A 21,201-nucleotide genomic window follows, 5' to 3' on the forward strand; every position below is an offset into this window, starting at 1 on the left:
GTTGAGCGTAGGAACGACGGGTTACGCACTCTTGCAGTCCGTGGCGGTGCTTCCGTTACGGGTCATTCACCGCTGTAACAACGGCTACACATGGGTAACGCCGGAAACACGGTCGAAACAATCGGGGTGTGAGGGGGCCAGCGGGTTCGGCACCGGCACGCACCGCATCGCGCCGCCGTCGGCGCCCGTCCAGCGCAGCAGCAGGTTGGCCTTGGCGGGGACGTGCGAGGCGGCGAGCAGGGCGCGCAGCTCGGGCGGGTCGTCGTGGTCCCGCGCGCACGCCGCCACCACGGCCCGCGCCCGTCCCCACAGTTCCCCGGCCAGCCCGGCATGCCGCTCGCCGACGGCGCCGGCGATCTCCGTCAGGTGGTTGACCACCAGGCAGTACACCAGCCGCTCCCAGCCGTAGGCGGCGCTCACGCCCGGCCCGCCGGTCGCGTCGCGCCCGGCCAGCAGGTCGCGGTGTCGGTCCGCGACGAGCTTCACCCCCTCGTGGTCGCGGAAGATCACCTGCCCCGGCGTCCCCGTGGCCCCGTCCACGCCGACGAGCACGTTCTGCAGGTGACATTCCAGCACCACCCCGTGCCGCAGGTACGCGTGCAGCACCGGCGGCACGAGGTGGTCGAGGTAGCGCTGCCACCACTCCACCGCCCCGGCCCGATCCAGGCCGTCGAGCGGGGCCCCCGGGTAGCCCTCGCTGATCCCCGCCGCCAGCAACGGCGTCAGCCCGGCGCGCAGGTGCCTCCGCAGGCCGTCGCGCACCACGACCGCCAGCGCCTCGCCGCCGTCCGGCCCGCCCGGGTCCGCCGTGCGGTAACCGCGGTCCGACAGCACGGACGGCCGGGGCAGGTGTCCCGGCAGGTCGTCGAAGACGGTCCGCAGCACGCCGTCCACCGCCGTCAGCCACCGCAGGTCCCGCAGCCAGAGCCGCCGCACGTCGTTCGTGATCCGCACGTCGAGGCTGAACTTGCAGAACACGTCGGCCTCCGGCAGGTACACCGTCCGCAGGGACGAGGTCGGCACGGCCGCCACCGCGGTGCGCCCCAGCCGCACCACTCCCGGGACCGGGCCGTGCGCCCCGCCCCGGCCGCGCCCCGGGAGGCCGCCCAGCAGGTCGAGCTGCCACGGATGGGCCGGCAGCAGGCGGTAGCCGTCGGGCGGGGACGGTCCGAGCCCGTCGAGCGCCGCCGGATCGCCCTCCTCCACCAGCATCTCCTCGGGCACGCCCAGCAACTCCAGCGGGAAGCGCGCGTACGCCTCGGGGGCGTATCGCAGCCACGTGTCCGGCTCTCTCCCGCCGCGCGCCTTGGGCGCTGGGTGGTAGCGGTGCCCCGCCAGCAGCGCCTGTTCCGACCGCAGGTACGGATCGTCCGGTGGCGCCGCCTCGCGGCGGGCGGCGGCCAGCGCCGCGACGACGTCCCGGCTGTGGGCGATCTCGCCGGGCAGGGCGTCGTTGCCGACCCCGGTGCCCGCCCGCAGCTCGTCGCCCACCACGGCCACCAACCCGTCCAGGGAGAGCGGCCGCCAGCCCTCGCGGGTGAGCACCTCCACCGAGGACGGGAACCGCCCCGCCCCGCCGCGACCGTTCCCGTCCCGGGGATGTGGGTGGGCCGGGTGGACGCGGAGGAGCCGACCGGTGGCCGGGAGGCGATGGCCGTCCGGGTCCGGCCGGGCGACCTCGCGCAGGACGCAGTTGAGCAGGGCCGTCATGGTGAGAACTTCCCCTATGTCCCGACATGACATGACATCTTCCTACCCTCGGTATCGGTTCCGGCACTTCGGGTAATGGAGGGTGATGTTCCACGTTCCGCCGGCTCTCGGAGAAGTCGAAGCCGGGTTCGCCGCCGAGCTCGCCGCCGTGCGGCCCGGCCTGACCGACGCCTACGCGGCCGCGCTGCCGGGCGCCCGGGCCGCCGTCCTCGCCCGGCTCTGGCGCGGGCTGCTGTACGAGCCGCTGCCGGGCGTCGCCGCGCGCGGTCCGGGCAGCGTACGGCTCGGCGACGGCCGCCTCCTCACCGGCCCCGCCAGCCTCCCGCACGACCTGGCCCCCGACCTGGCCCCCGACCTGGCCCCCGACCCGCCGTCCGTGGTGCGGCTGGACGGGCGCGCCCACACCGACCCCGCACGCCTCCTCGCCGCCCTCGGCCTGCCCGGCACGGCCCGCCTGATCGGCGACCTGGAACGCGGCACCGCCTCCCTCGCCCTGTCCCGGGCGGGCGCCGCGGCCCTCGACCCCGCCTGCAAGGCCGCGGCCTGGGACGCCGCAGCGCAGGACGCCGCCCGCGCCCCCGGGTGGGGGCTGGAGGAGTTCGAGCAGGCGGTGGTCGACGGGCACCCGTACCATCCGTGCTGCCGCAACCGGCCAGGACTGTCCGTCGCCGAACAGCTCGCGTACGCGCCCGAACACCGGCCCGTCGTGCCGCTCGACCTCGTGGCCGTGCCCGCCGCCCGCTGCCTCGTGGCGGGCCCGTGGCCGGCCGGACTGACCGACGGCGGCCACGTCCTGGTGCCGGTGCACCCCTGGCAGAGCAGGCACCGGCTGCCGGAGCTGGGGCTGGAGCCGTCCCGCCGCGGAATGATCCCGGCCCGTCCGCTGATGTCGCTGCGCACCCTCGCGCCCCTGGACGGCGGGCCGCACGTCAAGACGGCCGTCTCGGCGCGGATGACCTCGCACGTCCGCGACATCTCCGCGGCATCCGTGCGGGACGCCGTCCCGCTGTCGGACCTGCTGACGCGGGCCGCCGCCCGGCTGGGGAGGGCGGGCCCGCACATCGCCCGCTACCTGTGCGGGGCCGCCGTGCTGGTGGACGGGCGGCCCAGCGCCGAGGTGGCGGTCCTGCTGCGCGAGCCGCCCTCACGGTTCGCCGGACCGGGGGAGGTCGTGGTGCCGCTGGCCGCGCTCACCACGCGGCCGGCCCACGGCGCCCCACCCCTGATCCACGTCCTCGCCGAGGGGCCGCTCACCCGGGAAACACACGGAACCGCCACCCGGGCAGGAGGGGGAACGGAGGGAGGAGGGGGAACGGAGGGAGGAGGGGGAACGGAGTGGGTGGCGGCGTTCGCGCGGGCGGCGTTCGCCGCCGGGCTGGGGCTGCTGGCGATGGGCATCGCGCTGGAGGCCCACGGCCAGAACCTGCTGGCCGTCCTCGACCGGCACGGCCGGCCCCTGCGCCTGGTCTACCGCGACCTGGCCGACGTCCGGGTGAGTCCCGCCCGGCTCGGCCGCCACGGGCTGCAGCCGCCGCCGCTGCACGCCCGCCTCGTCACCGACGACCCCCGGCGGCTGCGGGAGAAGCTGTTCGGCTCGCTCGTCGGCACCACGTTCGGCACGCTCGTCTCGGCCCTCGGCCGCGGCGACCGCGAGCGGGAGGCGCGGCTGTGGAGCGAGATCGCGGCGGCCGCGCGGCACGCGTTCGACGAGCTGCCGGCCACGCCCGGCCGGCAGGCCGACCGGGCGGCCCTGTTCGGCCCGGAACTGCCGGTGAAGGCGCACACCCTCATGCAGATCGAGGGCGGCCCGCCGGGCGACCGCTGGGCGTACCTGCCGAACCCGCTCGCCGGAGCGTGAGGGCGGCGGGTGGACGGGCAGGGGACAAGGGTGAGAGTGGTGGCGCTGTCGGACACGCACGCGCCGCGCCACTGGCGCTCCTGCCCACCCCGGGTGGCCGAGCACCTGCGCGGCGCGGACGCGATCCTGCACGCCGGGGACGTGTGCGTGGCCTCCGTGCTGGCCGAACTGGCCGCGTACGCGCCCGTCCACGCCGTGAAGGGCAACAACGACGGCCCCGACGTGACGGCGCCAGAGACGCTGGAGCTGACCCTCGACGGCCTGCGGCTCGGCATGATCCACGACAGCGGTCCGGCCCGCGGCCGGCCGGCGCGGCTGCGCCGCCGCTTCCCCGAGGCGGACCTGGTCGTGTTCGGCCACTCGCACATCCCGCTCGACGAGGCGGGCGAGGGCCTGCGCATCTTCAACCCCGGCTCGCCCACCGACCGCCGCCGCCAGCCGCACGGCACCCTCGGCCTGCTGACGATCGAGGCCGGCGTGCTGCGCGAGGCGCGCATCGTGCCCGTGACGCCCTGACGGTTACGGGAAACCCCCACGGGAACCGGCGGATCGCCCCCATGGCCGCCGGACCTGGCGTTCCCTAGCGTGGTGTGACGTGATCAGCCTCGACCATCTCACCAAGCGCTACGGCGACCGCGTCGCCGTGGACGACCTCACGCTCCGGCTGCGCCCGGGGGCGGTCACCGGTTTTCTCGGCCCCAACGGCGCCGGAAAGTCCACCACCATGCGCATGATCCTCGGCCTGGACCGGCCCACGGCGGGACGGGCGCTCATCGGCCGCACGCCGTACCCCGAGCTGGACAACCCGCTGCGCGTGGTCGGGGCGCTGCTGGACGCGCGGGGCGTGCACCCGGGCCGCAGCGTCCGCGCGCACCTGCTGGCGCTGGCGCGCAGCAACGGCATCGGCACGGCCCGCGTCGGCGAGGTGCTGGAGACCGTCGGCCTCGGCGCCGTCGCCGGGAAGCGGGCGGGCACGCTGTCGCTCGGCATGAGCCAGCGGCTCGGCATCGCGGCGGCGCTGCTCGGCGACCCGGAGGTGCTGATGTTCGACGAGCCGGTCAACGGGCTCGACCCCGACGGGGTGCGCTGGGTGCGCCGGCTGATGCGCTCACTGGCGGCGGAGGGGCGTACGGTGTTCGTCTCCAGCCATCTGATGAGCGAGATGCAGCTCACCGCGGACCACCTCGTGGTGATCGGCAGGGGCAGGCTGCTCGCCGACGCCCCGCTCAGCGAGGTCCTGGCCGCCACGGCGGTGCTCGTCCGCACCCCGCACGCCGGGGACCTCGCGGCACGGCTGGCGGCGGCCGGCGTCGCGGTGGAGCGGCGCGGCGAGAACGAGCTGGTCGCCACCGGCGCGCCGATCGAGCGCGTCGGCGACCTCGCCCACGAGGCGGGCGTCCGGCTGCACGAGCTCAGCCCCCGCGAACCCTCCCTGGAGCAGGCCTACCAGGAGCTGACCGCCGGCAGCGTCGAGTACGGGAGCGCCCGATGAACCTCACACCCGTCACCTGGCCGGTGGCCGCCGAGTGGACAAAGCTGTGGTCGGTCCGCTCGACCCTCTGGTGCCTGGCAGGGACGGCCGCCGCCACCGTGCTGTCCGCGGTGACGCTCAGCGCCTCCCGGGCGACGGACCTGGTGCGAGAAGGCGTGACGTCGGCCCGCCTGCCGGCCACCGAAGGGGTGATCTCCGGGACGACGTTCGCCCAGCTCGTCATGGTCACCCTCGGCATGCTGGCCGTCACCTCCGAGTACGCCGCCGGCAGCATCCGCGGCACGCTGCAGGCCGTGCCGGTCAGGGGGCGGATGATGGCGGCCAAGGCGCTGGTGGTGGCACCGGTGATGTTCGCGACCGGAGTGCTGGCCGGCGGCCTCGCGGCCGGGGCCACGTACGCGCTGCTGTCGATGCCGGTCTTCGGCGGGTTCGTCACCCTGGACGCCGGCGAGACGGCGGTGGACCTGCTACGGCTGGGGGTGTTCGCCGCGCTGGTGTCGCTGATCGCGCTCGGCGTCGGAACGGCGCTGCGCGGCGCGGCCGGGGCGCTGACCGTGACCTTCATGCTGCTGTTCGGGATGCCGATGGCGCTGCTCATGACGGGCAGCCCGGTGGCGGTGGAGGCGGCGATGCGGCTGCCGATGTTCGCCGGTCTGGCGTTCATGGACAGCGCCGACAACCTCACCGGCGGGCCGATCCCGTACCCGCCGGGGGAGGGGCTGGTCTGGCTGCTGGGCTGGACGACGACGGCGCTGGCCGTCGGCCATGCCGTGCTGCGCCGGCGCGACGCGTAGCCGGCCGGGCGCGCTCCTGGACTGCGCGGGCCGGGTGCGCTCCTGGACCGCATGGCCGGGCGCGCTCCTAGACTGCACGGCGGTGGCGGAAGCGGACGACTGCAGGGAAGGGGAGCCGTGGCAGGGACGGGGGTCACGACGACCGCGTCGGCCCTGGTGGCGACCGCGCTGCGGCGGCTGGCCGGGGTGCTGGCCGGGACGTTCACCGGCGCCGCCGCCCTCGCGCTGCTCGCGACGGCCTGGCCGTGGCGCGGCAGGTGGGCGCCCCGGCTGGCCGCCGTCGAGCGGGCCCGCCTGGCCGCCTGGCTCGGCCACGACGCCGGCCCCGGCGTCCCCGGACCGGGCTACCTGGCGTTGCGCGGCCTCGCCGGGCTGGTCGGCGGTTACGTGCTGCTGTCGGTGGGGTTCCTCGGCGGGGTGCTGGTCGCGGGCGGCCTGTGGGCCATGCTGCACGGCAAGGGCGAGAGCGTGTCGCTGCGCCTGCCCGGGGCGCGGCTGAGCACCGCGAACTGGGTGCTCGGCATCACCTGCGGCCTGGCCGTGCTCGGTCTGGCCGCGCTGTGGTGCCTGCTGGTCGCCTCCGCCGAGCGGCGGCTGGCCGTCCGGTTCCTCGGCCCGGGCCGCGAGGAGCTGATGCGGCGGCGCATCGCCGAGCTGACCGCCACCCGGTACGGCATCGTGCGGGCGGTGGACGACGAGCGGCGGCGCATCGAACGGGACCTGCATGACGGCGTGCAGCAGCGCGGCGTGGCGCTGGCGATGCTGCTCGGCCGCGCCCGGCACGGCTCCGCCCCGGCCCCCGAGCTGGTCGACCAGGCCTACGCCGAGACGCGGCGGCTGCTGGACGAGTTGCGGGACGTGGCGTGGCGGATCTACCCGACGGCGCTGGACGAGCTCGGGCTGCGCGCCGCCCTCGCCGGTGCCGCCGAACGGGCCGGGTTGCCGGTGACCGTCCACTACGGGCTGCGCGACCGCCCGGTCTCGGAGGTGGAGACGGCCCTGTACTTCGTCGCCCGTGAGGCGATCACGAACGCGGTCAAGCACTCCGGGGCCCGTGACATCCTGGTCGTCCTGGACGAGGACGAGCGGGAGGTGCGGGTGGCGGTCTCCGACGACGGCCGCGGCGGCGCCGACCCGGCCGGCGGCGGGCTGTCCGGTCTGGCCAGGCGGGTGCTGGCGCTCGACGGCAGGTTCGAGGTGGGCGACGGCGAGGGGGGCGGCACCCGGGTGACCGCGTCCCTGCCGAAGCGGCCCCCGGACGGGCGGCCGCCGTGCGGGTGATCCTCGCCGACGACTCGGTGCTGCTGCGCGAGGGCCTGGCCCGGCTGCTGGCGGACGCCGGGCACGACGTGGTGGCCGCGGTCGGCGACGCCGCGGCCCTGGTCGCGGCGGTGGCCGAGCACCGGCCCGACGTGGCGGTCGTGGACGTGCGGATGCCGCCCGGCCACTCCGACGAGGGGCTGCGGGCAGCGCTGGAGATCCGGGAGCGCTGGCCCGGCGTGGCCATCCTGGTCCTGTCGCAGTACGTGGAGAAGACGTACGCGGCCAAGCTGCTGTCGGGGGCGACCGAGCGGGTCGGCTACCTGCTGAAGGACCGGGTGTCGGAGGTGGCGGAGTTCCTGGAGTCGCTGGCGCGGGTCCGGGGCGGCGGCACGGTGGTCGATCCCGAGGTGGTGCGCCAGCTTCTGGCCCGCACCACGCGCGCCGACCCGCTGCGCACGCTGACCGAGCGGGAGGGCGAGGTGCTGCGGCAGCTCGCCCAGGGCTACGCCAACACCGCCATCGCCGGCAACCTGCACGTCTCGCTCAGCACGGTGGAGAAGCACGTCAACGCCATCTTCGACAAGCTGGCGCTGCCCCGGACGCCCACCTACAGCAGGCGCGTGCTGGCCATCCTCCGTTACCTCGACCAGTGACCGGGCGGGCCCCGCGCGCCTTCCCCGGGCCGGCGGCCGGGGGTGACGGGCCCGCTCCGGCGCTGTCCGGAGCGGGCCCGTCACCGGGTCAGGAGCCGGCCGGCCGGGTGGCTCCAGGCCCAGGGGTGACGTGCAGGACGATCACGCCGTCGTTGTAGGTCTCCGCGCTGGACACCGTCCAGTTCGCATCGATCCGGGCGGCGGGCACGTCGGTCTCGACGCTGAAGCCGTTCTTGTCCCCGGGCAACGGCCAGTCGAGCGCGTAGGACACCTTCAGGCGGTGCTCGCGCACGACGCGCTCCGCCTCGCCCGCCGTCCGTCCCTTGAGCTCGATCCCGCCGAGCGCCTCACCGGGCCAGCTCGCCTGGGCGGGGTGGCCGTACTTCTCGCCGGGTCTGGCCGGGCGGCCCAGGCGGACCTCGGCCGGCCCCTCGATGTCGGCGCTGACGCTGAAGGACGTCAGGCAGTGCGACACGCGCGTGGCGCAGTCGCTCCCGGTGAACTCCGCCCGGGCGTCGGGGTCGGTCTTCTCCCACCCGAAGACCGGGTTCTTCTCCTGGGGAGAGACGGGGAACAGCGTCACCGTCACGTTGTCCAGGCCCACCTGGCGCAGGGCCTTGCGCAGTTCGCCGGGATCGGGGTCGTCGTCGGTGAAGTAGAAGACGTACTGGTCGTCCTGCCGGTCGATGGTTACTGCCTGGCTCGCGTACACCCGCTCGTTCTCCGTGCCGAGCAGGGACGGGCCGACCACGATGGCTCCCGCCAGCACCGCGGCGGCGGCCAGGCCGAGCAGGGCGCGGCGTGGAGCGAACAGCCGGCGCCTGGCCGGAACGCGCTCCAGGACGACGATCTCCGCCAGCAGCGCGTCCGCCCCCGCGGTGGACGCGCTGCCGGACAGGTCCTCGTCCAGCACGCGGGCCTGGCTCTTGAACAGGTGATCGGTCACTTCGACTCCTTCTCGGCCACCGGCCGCGCTGCGACGCGGACGGCCGGGCTGACGGTGTTCAGGGCGCGCGCGAAGCGTTTGCGCGCGCGGTGCAGCCGGATGCGGGTGGCGTTGCGCGAGCAGCCGAGCACTTCGGAGATCTCGGCCGGGTCGAGGTCCTCCCAGATGGACAGGGCGAGTAACTCGCGATCCTGGTCGGAGAGCAGGTCCATCGCCCGACCGACCCGGTCCTCCGGGGCCGGGGCCGGGTGCGCGGTGTAGAGGTGCTCGGCCTCGCTCTTGAGCTCGGCGTGCAGGGTGGCTCTGCGCTGCTCGCCGCGGCGGTGGTTGGCCAGCACGCGCCGGGCCACCCCGTACAGCCACAGCAGGGCGGTCTCGCCGCGCGGCAGTTCTGACATCCGCCGCCAGGCGGTCACATAGGTCTCGGCCACGACGTCGGCCGCGTCCTCGGGTGAACCGCAGCGTCGCACGGCATAGCCGAAGATCCGTTCGTACGTCTGTCGGTACACGGCTTCGAACCGTGACCGGTCGTCTTGCTCATTCACGCGCCGTCCTCGGAGGTCATTCGGTTGCTTCCGATGGGTACGTGTCCGGCAGCCTGCCGCCGATTTCACGCGACTCGCGCGGGTTGTCCTTTCGGGGACGGGGTGCGGCGCCGAGGGCGTCCAGCGAGATCACGACACTCGCCCTGACCAGATCACATTTCATGACATGTCCAGTCTTGTTATGCCAAGACTCTTGCAAAGCGGCCATGATCACTTCACCCTTCATCCGTAGGCGTAAAGATCAGCTCTACCCCGGTGGGCGATCCCCGCCGGGCATGAAGGAGCGCATGTGCCGTACACCCCCCGCCGGCGATCATTCCTGACCGGACTCACCGGGATGATCACCGCCCTCACCCTCATGCTCCCGCAGGGGGTCGCCGCCCAGGCGGCCCCCGAGCCGGACAAGATCAACGCCACCGTCCGCGCCGAACTGGCCGAGGACGGCAAGTCCACCTTCTGGGTACGCCTCAAGGGCGCGGCCGACCTCGGCGCCGCCCGCCGGGCGAGCACCAAGGACGACAAGGCGGAGCTCGTCTACGAGGCCAAGACCGCCAAGGCCACGTCGTCCCAGGCCGACCTGCGCAAGCTGCTGGACGCGCAGGACGCCGACTACACCTCGTTCTGGATCGTCAACGCCGTGCGGGTGACTGCCGGGCCCAAGCTGGCCGCCGAGATCGCCAAGCTCGACGAGGTCAGGAGCATCGAGCCGGTCCGCACCGTCGCCCTGCCCAAGCCGGACCCGGCCAAGGCCGAGGCCAAGGTCAACGCCGTCGAGTGGAACATCGACCGGATCGGCGCCCCCCGCGTGTGGGAGGAACTGGGCAACCGCGGCGAGGGCATCGTCGTCGCCAACATCGACACCGGCGTCCAGTTCGACCACCCCGACCTGGCCGCCTCCTACCGCGGCCGCGGCGCCGGCGGGGTCGTCGGCCACGACTACAACTGGTTCGACCCGGCCCGGGTCTGCCCGACCTCCGCGCCGTGCGACAACAACGGCCACGGCACCCACACCATGGGCACCATGGCCGGCGCCAACGGCATCGGCGTCGCCCCCGGCGTCAAGTGGATCGCTGCCAAGGGCTGCGAGGTCAACACCTGCACCGACGCCTCGCTGCTCGCCGCCGGCCAGTGGATCCTCGCCCCCACCGACCTGAGCGGCGCCAACCCGCGCCCCGACCTCGCCCCCGACATCGTCAACAACTCCTGGGGCGGCGCCGGCTTCGATCCCTGGTACAAGGAGACCGTCGAGGCGTGGGTCGCCGCCGGCATCTTCCCGGCCTTCTCCAACGGCAACGAGGGCCCCGCCTGCCGCACCAGCGGCTCGCCCGGCCAGTACGTGACCAGCTACAGCGCGGGCGGCTTCGACGTCAACAACGCGCTCTACAACCGCTCCAGCAAGGGTGAGGGCGAGAACGGCGAGATCAAGCCCAACATCTCCGCCCCCGCCGTCAGCGTCCGCTCCTCGGTGCCCGGCGGCTCGTACGCCTCCTACACGGGCACCTCGATGGCCTCGCCGCACGTGGCGGCCACCGTCGCGCTGATCTGGTCGGCCGCGCCCGCCCTGCAGGGCGACATCGCCGCGACCCGGCCGCTGCTGGACACCACCGCGATCGACGTCTCCGACACGAGCTGCGGCGGCACCGCGGCCGACAACAACGTCTGGGGCGAGGGCCGCCTCGACGCCTACAACGCCGTCCGGACCGCCCCGGCCGACCAGGTCGGCGACCTCGCCGGCGCCGTCACCTCGGGCGGCGCTCCCGTGGCCGGCGCCACCGTCACCATCACCGGCCCGCTGACGCGGACCGCCGTCACCGGCGCCGACGGCCGCTACACGGTGCCGCGCCTGGTCCCCGGCACGTACGAGATCGCCGTGGAGAAGTTCGGCTACGCCCGCGGCACCGCGACGGCCACCGTCGTCGCCGGCCAGAGCGCCACCGCCGACGTCACCCTGACCCAGCAGGCCGAGGCGGTGCTGTCCGGCACGGTCACCACGGCGGGCAGCCCCGAGGCGGGCGCCACCGTGGCGGCCACCGGCACCCCCGTCAGCACCGTCACCGACGCCGCCGGCCGCTACCGGCTCACGCTGCCGCACGGCGAGTACACCGTCGCGGTCACCCCCTCCTCCCGGTGCGCCCGCGCCGCGTCCGTCGGGGTGACCCTCACCGGCGACCGGACGCAGGACATCGAGCTGGCCCTGCGCGGCGACGACTTCGGCTACACCTGCCAGGCCGGCGCCGAGCCGTGGGTCGCGGGCACCGACAAGCTCGCCCTCACCGGCGACGACGAGGCCCAGCAGGTCACCCTGCCCTTCCCCGTGCCGTTCTACGGCACCGGGCAGAACAAGGCGTGGATCAGCACCAACGGCTTCGCCACCTTCGCCGCCGACCGGGTCGTCAGCGGCTCCAACGGCCGCCTCCCCACCGCCGGCACGCCCAACAACGCCGTCTACCCGTACTGGGACGACCTCGTCGCCGACGCCGCCGGCGGCGTCTACACCGCGGTCACCGGCGCCGCGCCGCACCGCCGCTTCGTCATCGAGTGGCGCAACCTCAAGTACTACAACGACAGCGCGCAGCGGATCTCCTTCTCCGCCCTGCTCGGCGAGGACGGCAGCGTCAGCTTCCGCTACAAGGACGTCGACAGCCAGCGCGACCGGGGCACCAGCGCCACCGTCGGCCTCGAGAACGCGACCGGCACCGACGCGATGCTCTACTCGTACGAGGAGGCCGCCCTGTCCGAGGGGATGAGCCTCGGCTTCACCGCCAGCCGGCACGGCCTCGTCACCGGCGTCGTCACCGACGCCAACGACGGCGACCCGCTGCCCGGCGCGACGGTCAAGGTGGGCGACGTGGCCACCCTCACCACCGGCGCCGACGGCGCCTTCTACGGCCAGGTGCCCGCGGGCGACTACCAGGTCGAGGTGTCCAAGGAGCACTACGGCACCTTCACCAAGCCCGTCACCGTCACTCCGGCCACACCGACCAGGATCGACACCGCCCTGGTCACCGGCCGGGTCAGCGCCTCGCTGGGTGAGGTCACGGTGGTGATGCCGGGCGAGGCCAGCCGCAGCCGCGCCTTCGAGCTGACCAACCTCGGCTCGCCGACCGCCTACACCGTCACCGCCGACCCGGCGTCGAGCTGGCTCGGCGTGACGCCCGCGGCGGGTGAGCTGGCCAAGGGCCAGAAGGTGGCGCTCAAGGTCACGGTCTCCAGCGCCGGGGTCCAGCCGGGCACCGTCCGCACCGGCAAGGTGGTCATCCGCTCGGCCAGCGGCCGGCAGCCGGTCATCGAGGTCAAGGTGTCGGTCGTGGTGCCCAAGCACCAGGTCGCCGTGGACGTCGGCGCGAGCAGGGGCCTGGTGGACGCCGCCGGCGACTCCTGGACGGCCGACCGCAGGTACGCCCAGGGCGGCCACGGCTACGTCGCCACCCAGAACCGGACGCACTCCACGTCCAGGACCATCAAGGGGACCGACGACCAGGCGCTGTTCAGGACCGCCCGCGAGGGCATGCTCGAATACCGCTTCGACAACGTCCCGGCCGGCACCTACACGATCGAGCTGGGCTTCGCCGACACCAGGTCGACGAAGATCGGCCGGCGCGTCTTCGACGTGCTGGCCGAGGGGCAGCTCGTGCTGCCGGCGCTGGACCTGGCGCTGGAGGCCGGCACGTACACGGCCGTCAGCAGGCAGTACACGGTCCAGGTCACCGACGGGCAGCTCAACCTGCGCTTCGCGACACGTGAGGGCTCGCCCATCGTGAACGCGATCCGCGTCTCCGAGCGTCCGGACCGCGGCACGTCCTGACGCCTGTCCCGGCCCGCCCCGCCGCCCCGCCGCCCGGTCGGGGCGGCGGGGCGGGCTCCTTTTGGGGCGGCCGTTAACGAGGGTCGTCCGGGCCTTGACCATAGACCCGGACAGACCGGGGTATTCCCTGGTGAATGCGGCATGGGACCGTGCCGAGTCGCGCGAGGGGAGATCGCGGTGACGACACACAAGCCGGCGACCGGCGAGCCGCTCACCTCGCCGCTGGCCCCCGTCAGGCGGCGGCGGGCGGGTTCGGTGATCGCCGCGTGGCTGTCCACCACCGACCACAAGGTGATCGGCTACCTCTACCTGATCACGTCGTTCGTCTTCTTCCTCTTCGCCGGCCTGATGGCGATGGTCATCCGGGCCGAGCTGCTGGAGCCGGGACTGCAGGTCGTCAGCGCCCAGGTCTACAACCAGCTGTTCACCATGCACGGCGCCGTCATGCTGCTGCTGTTCGCCACGCCGCTGTTCGCCGGGTTCGCCAACGTCATCATGCCGTTGCAGATCGGCGCGCCGGACGTGGCGTTCCCGCGGCTGAACGCGGTGGCGTACTGGCTGTTCCTGTTCGGCGGGATCATGACCATGTGGGGGTTCGCCACGCCGGGCGGGGCGGCGGACTTCGGCTGGTTCGCCTACACGCCGCTGTCGACGGCCACGTACTCGCCGGGCATCGGCGGCGACCTGTGGATCATGGGACTGACCCTGGCCGGCCTCGGCACGATCCTCGGCTCCGTCAACTTCATCACCACCATCATCTGCATGCGCGCGCCCGGCATGACCATGTTCCGGATGCCGCTGTTCACCTGGAACACGCTGCTGACCAGCATGCTCGTGCTGATGGCCTTCCCGGTGCTGGCGGCCGCGATGCTGGCGCTGGAGCTCGACCGCAAGTTCGGCATGCACGTCTACGACGCCGAGAGCGGCGGGCCGCTGCTGTGGCAGCACCTGTTCTGGTTCTTCGGCCATCCCGAGGTGTACATCATCGCCCTGCCGTTCTTCGGGATCGTCACCGAGGTCATCCCGGTGTTCTCGCGCAAACCGATCTTCGGGTACATGGGCCTGGTCGGGGCGACCATCGCCATCGCCGGGCTGTCGATGACCGTGTGGGCGCACCACATGTTCCCCACCGGGCAGGTGCTGCTGCCGTTCTTCTCGTTCATGACGTTCCTCATCGCCGTGCCGACGGGCGTGAAGTTCTTCAACTGGATCGGCACCATGTGGCGCGGACACCTGACCTTCGAGACGCCCATGCTGTTCTCCGTCGGGTTCCTCATCACGTTCCTGCTCGGCGGGCTGACCGGCGTCATCCTGGCCTCGCCGCCGCTCGACTTCCACATCACCGACACCTACTTCGTGGTGGCCCACTTCCACTACGTGGTGTTCGGGACGGTGGTGTTCGCGATGTTCGCGGGCTTCTACTTCTGGTGGCCGAAGATGACCGGGCGGATGCTGGACGACCGGCTGGGCAAGGTGCACTTCTGGATGCTGTTCATCGGCTTCCACACCACGTTCCTCGTGCAGCACTGGCTCGGCGTGGCGGGCTTCCCGCGTCGCTACGCCGACTACAGCGCCGCCGACGGGTTCACCGCGCTCAACCAGCTCTCCTCGCTCGGCGCGTTCCTGCTCGGCCTGTCCACGCTGCCGTTCCTCTACAACGTGTGGAAGACCGCCCGGCACGCGCCGCGCGTGACCGTGGACGACCCGTGGGGCTACGGCAACTCGCTGGAGTGGGCCACCTCCTGCCCGCCGCCCCGGCACAACTTCACCTTCGTCCCCAACATCCGGTCCGAGCGGCCCGCCTTCGACCTGCACTATCCGCGTGAGGGGCAGGAGCAGCGGCGCCCCGTCGAGGCCGGTGAAGGCGAGAGACAGCGGTGAATGCGGGCGAACGGGTTTAACACCCTTGTCTGGTGCCAGAGGCAACCGTAGGACGACCGTCGGAGGGATGGCTTTGTGATGGCCCCAGTGATGGCCTCGGTGATGGCTTCGGTGACAGCCCCCGTGAAGCGGCTCAAGGCCCGCCCCGGCAGGGCGGGGGAGCGGCCGGCCCGGCCGCGCGTCGTCGTGGTGGGTGCGGGGTTCGCCGGGCTGAACGCCGCCCGCGAGCTCGCCCGCGGCGGCGCGCTGGTGGCGCTCGTCGACCAACGTCCCTACACCACCTTCCAGCCGCTGCTCTACCAGGTCGCCACCGCCGGGATCAACGCCGGAGACGTGTCCTACCCGCTGCGGACCTTCGCCGGGCAGTACCCCAACCTGCGCGTCCGCGTGGCGGGCCTGGGCAAGCTGCACCTCGACGACAAGCGGGTCGAGCTCGACGACGGCACCGCCATCGACTACGACTACCTCGTCATCGCCACCGGCGTCACCACCAACTGGCTCGGCATCAAGGGCGCCGAAGAGCACGCCATGCCGCTGTACGGCCTGCACGACGCCGTCACCCTGCGCAGGAGGCTGCAGACCAGCCTGGAGGAGATCGCCGAGGGCAAACGGCCCACCGGCCACGTGGTCGTCGTCGGCGGCGGCGCCACCGGGGTCGAGATCGCCGGCGTCATGGCCGAGCTGCGCCGCCGCACCCTCCCGCTCACCCACCCGGAGATCAAACCCGACCAGACGAGCGTCACCCTGGTCGAGCGGTTCGACTACGTGCTCGCGCCGTACAAGCCGAGGCTGCGCGACGCCGCCGCCGACGCGCTGCGCAAGCGCGGCGTGCGGCTCATGCTCGGCAGCACGGTCGCCGCCGTCGAGCCCGACGCGGTCGTCCTCGACGACGGCACCCGGCTGCACAGCGACGCGACCGTCTGGGCGCTCGGCGTCACCGCGCCCAAGGAGGTCGCCGACTGCGGCCTGCCGCAGGGCAAGGGCGGCAGGGTCGTCGTCACCGAGGCGCTCAACCTGGAGGAGCACCCCGAGGTGTTCGTCGCCGGCGACCTCGCGCTGCCGCCGCAGCCGCTGCCGCAGCTCGCCCAGCCCGCCATCCAGATGGGCAAGCACGTGGGCCGGCAGATCCTCGCCGCCGCCCAGGGCCGGCCCGTCAGGCGGTTCTCCTACCGCGACCCCGGCATCATGGCGATCGTCGGCCGCGCCGAGGCCGTCGTGCAGTTGCGCAACGGCGCGACGATGCGCGGCCTCGTCGCCTGGCTGGTGTGGATCTTCCTGCACGTGGCCTACCTGCTGGGCGGGCGGAACCGGCTCACCGTGCTCATCGACTTCTTCTGGCGCTACCTGGGGCCGCGCCGCAGCGCCGCCTCGGTCGCCGAATGACCCCACCCGGGAGGCGTCATGGACAGGGCGGACCACGGCAGCGTGCTGTTCGTCGGCAACGCGACCACGCTGATCCGCTACAACGGCTTCACCCTGCTCACCGATCCCAACTTCCTGCACCGCGGTGAGCGGGCCCGCCTCGGCTACGGCCTCAGCTCCAAGCGGCTCACCGACCCCGCCCTGGAGATCGAGGACCTGCCGCCGCTGGACGCCGTCGTGCTGTCGCACCTGCACGGCGACCACTGGGACCCGGTGGCCCGCGACGGCCTCGACCGGTCCACCCCCGTCGTCACGACCCCGCACGCCGCCCACAGGCTGCGCCGCCAGGGCTTCGAACACGCCGTCGGCCTGAAGACGTGGGAGGAGTACTGCCTGCGCAACGCCCACGGCGTGCTCACCATCACCTCGGTGCCCGCCCGGCACGCGTACGGGCGACTGGAGGCGCTGCTGCCGCCGGTCATGGGCAGCGTGCTGGAGTTCCACAGCGAAGGGCGCGTGGACCTGCGGCTGCACATCAGCGGCGACACGCTGCTCGACCGCCGGCTGCGCGAGATCGCCGAACGCTTCCCCGACCTCGACCTCGGCATCGTCCACCTGGGCGGCACCAAACTGCTCGGCGCCTTCCTCGTCACCATGGACGGCCGGCAGGGCGCCGACTGGGTGGACCTCGTCCGGCCCGAACGGGTGCTGCCCGTTCACTACGACGACTACACGGTCTTCTCCTCGCCGCTGGAGGACTTCCTCGACCACCTGCGGCAGACCGGCGACCTCGACCGCGTCATCCGCCTCGACCGCGGCGACAGCTACACCCTCCCGGCCAGACCGGCCGCCCGCCGGCCCACCTGACCGCGGCGCCGACTACAGTGGGGCGGTGCTTCTTCCCGACCTGCGCGGCCCTCTCGTCAGGCAGCTCGCCGAGTCCGGCACGCCCCGCCGCCACTGGCACGGCGCCGACGGCGACGGCGGGACATGGCTGTTCGAGAGCGTCGAGGGCGACGGCGAGCACTGGGCGATCCGGCAGATCGAGGTCGGCCCGCGCGGCGCCCACCGTTACTGGTGGGGCCACCTGCAGGACGAGCACGGCTTCCTCACCGACCAGCCGCTGGAGATCTGGGACCTCACCGAGATCACCGAGGCCGCCTTCGAGTCCGTCTGGGGGGCGGCCGGCTGACCCCGACCGCGCGCTTCAGGGGAGGCGAAGGTCGGCGAGGACGCCCCGGTGGTCGGTGCGCGGCACGTCGAGCACCCGCACCGAGTCCACCGCGACCCGCTCGTCCACCAGGACGTGGTCGATCGTGATCATCGGCGGTATGGGCCTGTTGTTCGGCCACGTCGGCACCAGGCCCTCGCCGGCCCGGTCGGCCGCGTCCACGTAGCCGCGGTCCAGCAGGTCACGCAGCGCCCGATGGTCGAGGGTGGCGTTGAAGTCGCCGGCCAGCACCCGCACCGCGTCGCCGGACGCCGGCGGCAGGGCGGCGAGCGCGGCGTTCCACTCGGCGGCCCTGCCGGGCAGCGGCGGGTTCGGGTGGACGGCCACGACCTGCGCGCTCGCCCCGCCCGGCAGGCGCACCGTCGCCGCGGGCATGTTGTGCCCGATCGGCGTGAACAGTCCCTCCAACGGCGTCAGGGGGTGCTTGGCGTACAGGCCGCTGCCCTTGGGGCCCTCGTCGGCCTGCAGCAAGCGGTGCGGCATCAGCCCCGCCAGGCCCGCCGCGTCGAGCTCGGCGACCTTCTCCGGCGTGATCTCCAGGGCGCTGAGGACGTCGGGGTCGTACTCCCGCACCAGCCGCACGACCGCGTCGGCGTCGGCCCGCGCGAACAGGTTGATGGTCAGCACCCGCAGCGGGGTCCCGCCCGGAGCCGCGGCGGCCCGCACGGTCCGCGGCACGACCGTGGCCGCCAGCGCCAGGCACGCGGCCAGGGCCACCACCGCGGCCGGCCTGTTGCGCCGCAGCCCCAGCAGCACCGCCAGGGCCCCCGACCCGACGACCGCGTACGGGGTGAACGTCATCAGCTGGGTGAGGAACCAGCCCCACTCCAGCCCGCCCAGCCGGACGACCGCCCACAGGGCCGGGAACGTGACAATGATCCACGACAGCCGGCGGCCGCGGCGGCGCCGTCCGGCGGCGCCACCGCCGGTCTTCCGCGTGCCCGCCCCCCGCGTGTCGGCCGTGATGCTCACCCGATCGCCCGTCCTCGTCAGATCCGCCCACGTTCTGTGCCCGACCTTAAACGCTGCGCAGGGCGGCCGCGTGCCGCTCTCCGCCGGGTCGCGCCTTGGAACGCTCTGACCTGGGCGATCGTCCCCGCGCTTGCTGGGAACTCTCTCAGGAAAGGGCCGAGCGGCGCTGGACGCCCGCGCCGGCAGGCGGGGGAGTTAGGGTGCTGCCATGCCTACCGCACTGATCACCGGCGCGACCGCCGGCCTCGGCGCCGCCTTCGCCCGGCGGCTGGCCGGCGACGGCTTCTCCCTCGTCCTCGTGGCGCGCGACGAGGCCCGCCTCGCCGAGGTCGCCGACCGGCTCAAGCTCAGATACGGCGTGAACGTCGAGGTGCTCGGCGCCGACCTCGCCACCGAGGAGGGCCTCACCCGGGTCGAGAGCCGGCTGCGCGACGGGGTGGACCTGCTCGTCAACAACGCGGGGTTCGGCCACCCCGGCTCGTTCCCGACCGTGCCCGTCGAGGACGAGGTCCGCATGCTCAAGCTGCACTGCGAGGCCGTGCTGCGACTCACCCTGGCCGCCCTGCCCGGCATGCGGGAACGTGACCGCGGCGCGGTGATCAACGTCGCCTCCGTGGCCGCGTTCTTCACCCGCGGCACCTACAGCGCCTCCAAGGCGTGGGTGGTCAACTTCAGCGAGTCCGCCGCGGCCGAGATCGGCCACCCGAGGATCCGCGTCATGGCGCTGTGCCCCGGGTTCGTGCGGACCGAGTTCCACCAGCGGGCCGGGATGGACGCCTCGACGATCCCCGGCTTCCTGTGGCTGGAGGCCGACGACGTGGTGAACGCGGCCATGCGCGACCTCGCCCTGCGCAGGACGGTCTCGGTGCCCGACCTGCGCTACAAGGCGATCGTGGCGGTGGGCCGGTTCGTGCCCCGCGGCGTGGTCGCCGCCGTCTCGGGCCGCCTCGGGCGCCGCTGACCCACGACTGCCGCCGCTGCCCCGTCTCAGCCGCCCAGGCGGGCGGCTGCCCGCCTCAGTCGCCCGCGCGGGCGGGCAGGGCGCGGGTCAGGATCGCGGTGACGTCGGCCGAGCGGGGGAGGGTGCCGTAGGCGTGACCCCAGTCGCCGCCCAGGCGGGTCGCGCAGAAGGCGTCGGCGACGGCGGGCGGCGCGTGGCGCACCAGCAGCGACCCCTGCAGGGTGAGCGCGATCCGCTCGACCAGGCGGCGGGCCCGCGCCTCGATCCCTTCGGCGTCGGCCAGGTCGTCGCGCAGCCGGGTCACCGCGGCGTCCAGGCGGGCGTCGCCGCCGCGGGCCAGGGCCAGCTCGCCGAACAGCGCGTCGCGGGTGCCGGGCTCCCTGGCCAGGGCGCGGAGCGCGTCGAGCGCGTTGACGTTGCCCGACCCCTCCCAGATCGACAGCAGCGGCGCCTCGCGGTAGTGGCGCGGCATCCCCGACTCCTCGACGTAGCCGTTGCCGCCGAGGCACTCCAGGGCCTCGGCGGTGAACGCCGGCCCCCGCTTGGTCACCCAGTACTTCCCCGCCGCGGTGGCGATCCGCCGCAGCGCCCGCTCGCCCTGGTCCCCGGCCAGCGCGCGGTCGGTCGCCCCGGCCAGCCGCAGCGCCAGCGCGGTGGCCGCCTCCGACTCCAGCGCCAGGTCGGCCAGCACGTTGCGCATGAGCGGCTGGTCGAGCAGCCGGCGGCCGAACGCGGCCCGGTGGCGCGCGTGGTGCCCCGCCTCGACGAGGGTCCTGCGCATCAGCGTCGCGGTGGCCATCACGCAGTCCAGGCGGGTCAGGTTGACCATGTCGATGATCGTCTTGACGCCCTGGCCCTCGCCGCCGACCAGCCAGGCCACCGTGCCGTCGAACTCCGGCTCGCTGCTGGCGTTGGACCGGTTGCCCAGCTTGTCCTTCAGCCGCTGGATGCGGAAGACGTTGCGGGTGCCGTCGGGCAGCACCCGCGGCAGCAGGAAGCACGAGAGGCCGCCGGGGGCCTGTGCCAGGACGAGGAACAGGTCGCACATCGGCGCGGAGGTGAACCACTTGTGGCCGCGCAGCGTGTACACGCCGTCCTCGCCGGCCGGGGTGGCGACCGTGCTGTTGGCGCGCACGTCGGAGCCGCCCTGCTTCTCGGTCATGCCCATGCCCGCCAGCAGCCCCCGCTTGCCCGCCGGCACCGCCAGGCCCGGGTCGTAGACGCGACTCGCCAGCAGTGGTTCGTACACCGCCGCCAGGTCCGGCTGGTGCCGCAGCGTGGGCACGGCGGCGTACGTCATCGCCATCGGGCAGAGGTGCCCGGCCTCGGTGTGCCCCCACACCAGCCCCGTCGCGGTCCGCGCCACGTGCGCGCCCGGCCGGCCGTCGGCCCAGACGGCCCCGGCGAGCCCTTCGGCCACGGCGGTCCGCATGAGGTTGTGCCAGCTCGGGTGGAACTCCACCTCGTCGATCCGCTCGCCGAAGCGGTCGTGCGTGCGCAGCTCCGGCTCGTGCCGGTCGGCGTCCTCCGCCCAGCGCTGCCCCTCGGCGCTCCCTGCCAGGCGGCCGACCCGCCGCACGTCCGCCTCGGCCCACCCCGCGCCCTCCCGGCGCAGCCCCTCCAGGAGGGCGGCGTCGTCCGAGGCGTCGTAGGGCGGCAGGGGAGGCGGCTGGTTGGTCACCTCGTGGGTGGCGGATGATCCGGCCGCGAGTGCTCTCACCATGCGTC

17 protein-coding genes are annotated in these 21,201 nt (G+C 73.8%); 12 read left to right on the forward strand and 5 right to left on the reverse strand.

The window, feature by feature from the left end; all coding sequences use genetic code 11:
- Positions 1–84: 84 nt before the first annotated feature.
- Positions 85–1,710 (reverse strand): IucA/IucC family C-terminal-domain containing protein, encoded by a 1,626-nt coding sequence (locus tag ACGF0J_RS04645; protein ID WP_393142076.1) that lies wholly within the window; start codon positions 1,708–1,710, stop codon positions 85–87.
- An 85-nt stretch (positions 1,711–1,795) separates the two neighbouring features.
- Between ACGF0J_RS04645 and ACGF0J_RS04650 the strand changes: the two genes are divergently transcribed.
- The 6 genes from ACGF0J_RS04650 to ACGF0J_RS04675 all read left to right on the forward strand — a co-directional run bounded on the left by ACGF0J_RS04650 (position 1,796) and on the right by ACGF0J_RS04675 (position 7,770).
- Positions 1,796–3,568, forward strand: a complete 1,773-nt coding sequence (locus ACGF0J_RS04650) for an IucA/IucC family protein (protein WP_393142078.1) — start codon at positions 1,796–1,798, stop codon at positions 3,566–3,568.
- 39 nt (positions 3,569–3,607) lie between these two features.
- Positions 3,608–4,084 (forward strand): metallophosphoesterase family protein, encoded by a 477-nt coding sequence (locus ACGF0J_RS04655; RefSeq protein WP_393142079.1) that lies wholly within the window; start codon positions 3,608–3,610, stop codon positions 4,082–4,084.
- Positions 4,085–4,163: 79 nt separating this feature from the next.
- Entirely contained in the window at positions 4,164–5,060 is an 897-nt protein-coding gene (locus tag ACGF0J_RS04660; protein WP_393142080.1) for an ABC transporter ATP-binding protein, read from the forward strand.
- On the forward strand, positions 5,057–5,854 hold the full coding sequence (locus tag ACGF0J_RS04665) for an ABC transporter permease (RefSeq protein ID WP_393142081.1): 798 nt from the start codon (positions 5,057–5,059) through the stop codon (positions 5,852–5,854). Before ACGF0J_RS04660 ends, ACGF0J_RS04665 begins: the two co-directional genes overlap by 4 nt.
- Positions 5,855–5,971: 117 nt before the next feature.
- Positions 5,972–7,135, forward strand: coding sequence for a sensor histidine kinase (locus tag ACGF0J_RS04670; protein ID WP_393142082.1), 1,164 nt, complete (start codon positions 5,972–5,974; stop codon positions 7,133–7,135).
- Entirely contained in the window at positions 7,126–7,770 is a 645-nt protein-coding gene (locus ACGF0J_RS04675) for a response regulator (RefSeq protein ID WP_393142083.1), read from the forward strand. Before ACGF0J_RS04670 ends, ACGF0J_RS04675 begins: the two co-directional genes overlap by 10 nt.
- A gap of 88 nt (positions 7,771–7,858) precedes the next feature.
- On the opposite strand, the gene ACGF0J_RS04680 is transcribed toward ACGF0J_RS04675, so the two are convergent.
- Both ACGF0J_RS04680 and ACGF0J_RS04685 read right to left on the reverse strand, forming a co-directional pair.
- Positions 7,859–8,716 (reverse strand): hypothetical protein, encoded by an 858-nt coding sequence (locus ACGF0J_RS04680; protein ID WP_393142084.1) that lies wholly within the window; start codon positions 8,714–8,716, stop codon positions 7,859–7,861.
- Positions 8,713–9,225 (reverse strand): RNA polymerase sigma factor, encoded by a 513-nt coding sequence (locus ACGF0J_RS04685; RefSeq protein WP_393142085.1) that lies wholly within the window; start codon positions 9,223–9,225, stop codon positions 8,713–8,715. The genes ACGF0J_RS04680 and ACGF0J_RS04685 overlap by 4 nt, the downstream gene beginning before the upstream one ends.
- A 325-nt stretch (positions 9,226–9,550) precedes the next feature.
- Here ACGF0J_RS04685 and ACGF0J_RS04690 point away from each other — a divergent pair, with 325 nt between their 5' ends.
- The 5 genes from ACGF0J_RS04690 (at position 9,551) to ACGF0J_RS04710 (ending at position 17,501) form a co-directional block, all read left to right on the forward strand.
- The gene (locus tag ACGF0J_RS04690; RefSeq protein ID WP_393142087.1) at positions 9,551–13,066 is read left to right on the forward strand and encodes a S8 family serine peptidase; all 3,516 of its coding nucleotides are present in this window, start codon (positions 9,551–9,553) and stop codon (positions 13,064–13,066) included.
- Positions 13,067–13,237: 171 nt separating this feature from the next.
- The gene (ctaD, locus tag ACGF0J_RS04695) at positions 13,238–14,947 is read left to right on the forward strand and encodes a cytochrome c oxidase subunit I (RefSeq protein WP_393142713.1); all 1,710 of its coding nucleotides are present in this window, start codon (positions 13,238–13,240) and stop codon (positions 14,945–14,947) included.
- A gap of 111 nt (positions 14,948–15,058) precedes the next feature.
- Positions 15,059–16,330 (forward strand): NAD(P)/FAD-dependent oxidoreductase, encoded by a 1,272-nt coding sequence (locus tag ACGF0J_RS04700; protein ID WP_393142089.1) that lies wholly within the window; start codon positions 15,059–15,061, stop codon positions 16,328–16,330.
- 18 nt (positions 16,331–16,348) lie between these two features.
- On the forward strand, positions 16,349–17,176 hold the full coding sequence (locus ACGF0J_RS04705; protein ID WP_393142090.1) for an MBL fold metallo-hydrolase: 828 nt from the start codon (positions 16,349–16,351) through the stop codon (positions 17,174–17,176).
- Between the two features lie 25 nt (positions 17,177–17,201).
- A complete protein-coding gene (locus tag ACGF0J_RS04710; protein ID WP_393142091.1) occupies positions 17,202–17,501 on the forward strand; it encodes a hypothetical protein in 300 nt (99 codons plus the stop codon).
- Positions 17,502–17,516: 15 nt separating this feature from the next.
- Here ACGF0J_RS04710 and ACGF0J_RS04715 read toward each other — a convergent pair whose 3' ends face one another.
- Complete coding sequence (locus tag ACGF0J_RS04715; protein WP_393142093.1) at positions 17,517–18,512, reverse strand: endonuclease/exonuclease/phosphatase family protein; 996 nt, start codon at positions 18,510–18,512, stop codon at positions 17,517–17,519.
- Between the two features lie 208 nt (positions 18,513–18,720).
- On the opposite strand from ACGF0J_RS04715, the gene ACGF0J_RS04720 reads away from it, so the two are divergent.
- Positions 18,721–19,473, forward strand: coding sequence for an SDR family NAD(P)-dependent oxidoreductase (locus ACGF0J_RS04720; RefSeq protein WP_393142094.1), 753 nt, complete (start codon positions 18,721–18,723; stop codon positions 19,471–19,473).
- Between the two features lie 55 nt (positions 19,474–19,528).
- On the opposite strand, the gene ACGF0J_RS04725 is transcribed toward ACGF0J_RS04720, so the two are convergent.
- Positions 19,529–21,196, reverse strand: coding sequence for an acyl-CoA dehydrogenase family protein (locus tag ACGF0J_RS04725; protein ID WP_393142095.1), 1,668 nt, complete (start codon positions 21,194–21,196; stop codon positions 19,529–19,531).
- Positions 21,197–21,201 lie beyond the last annotated feature (5 nt).

This window comes from Nonomuraea sp. NPDC047897, from assembly GCF_043204415.1.
Lineage (GTDB): Bacteria > Actinomycetota > Actinomycetes > Streptosporangiales > Streptosporangiaceae > Nonomuraea.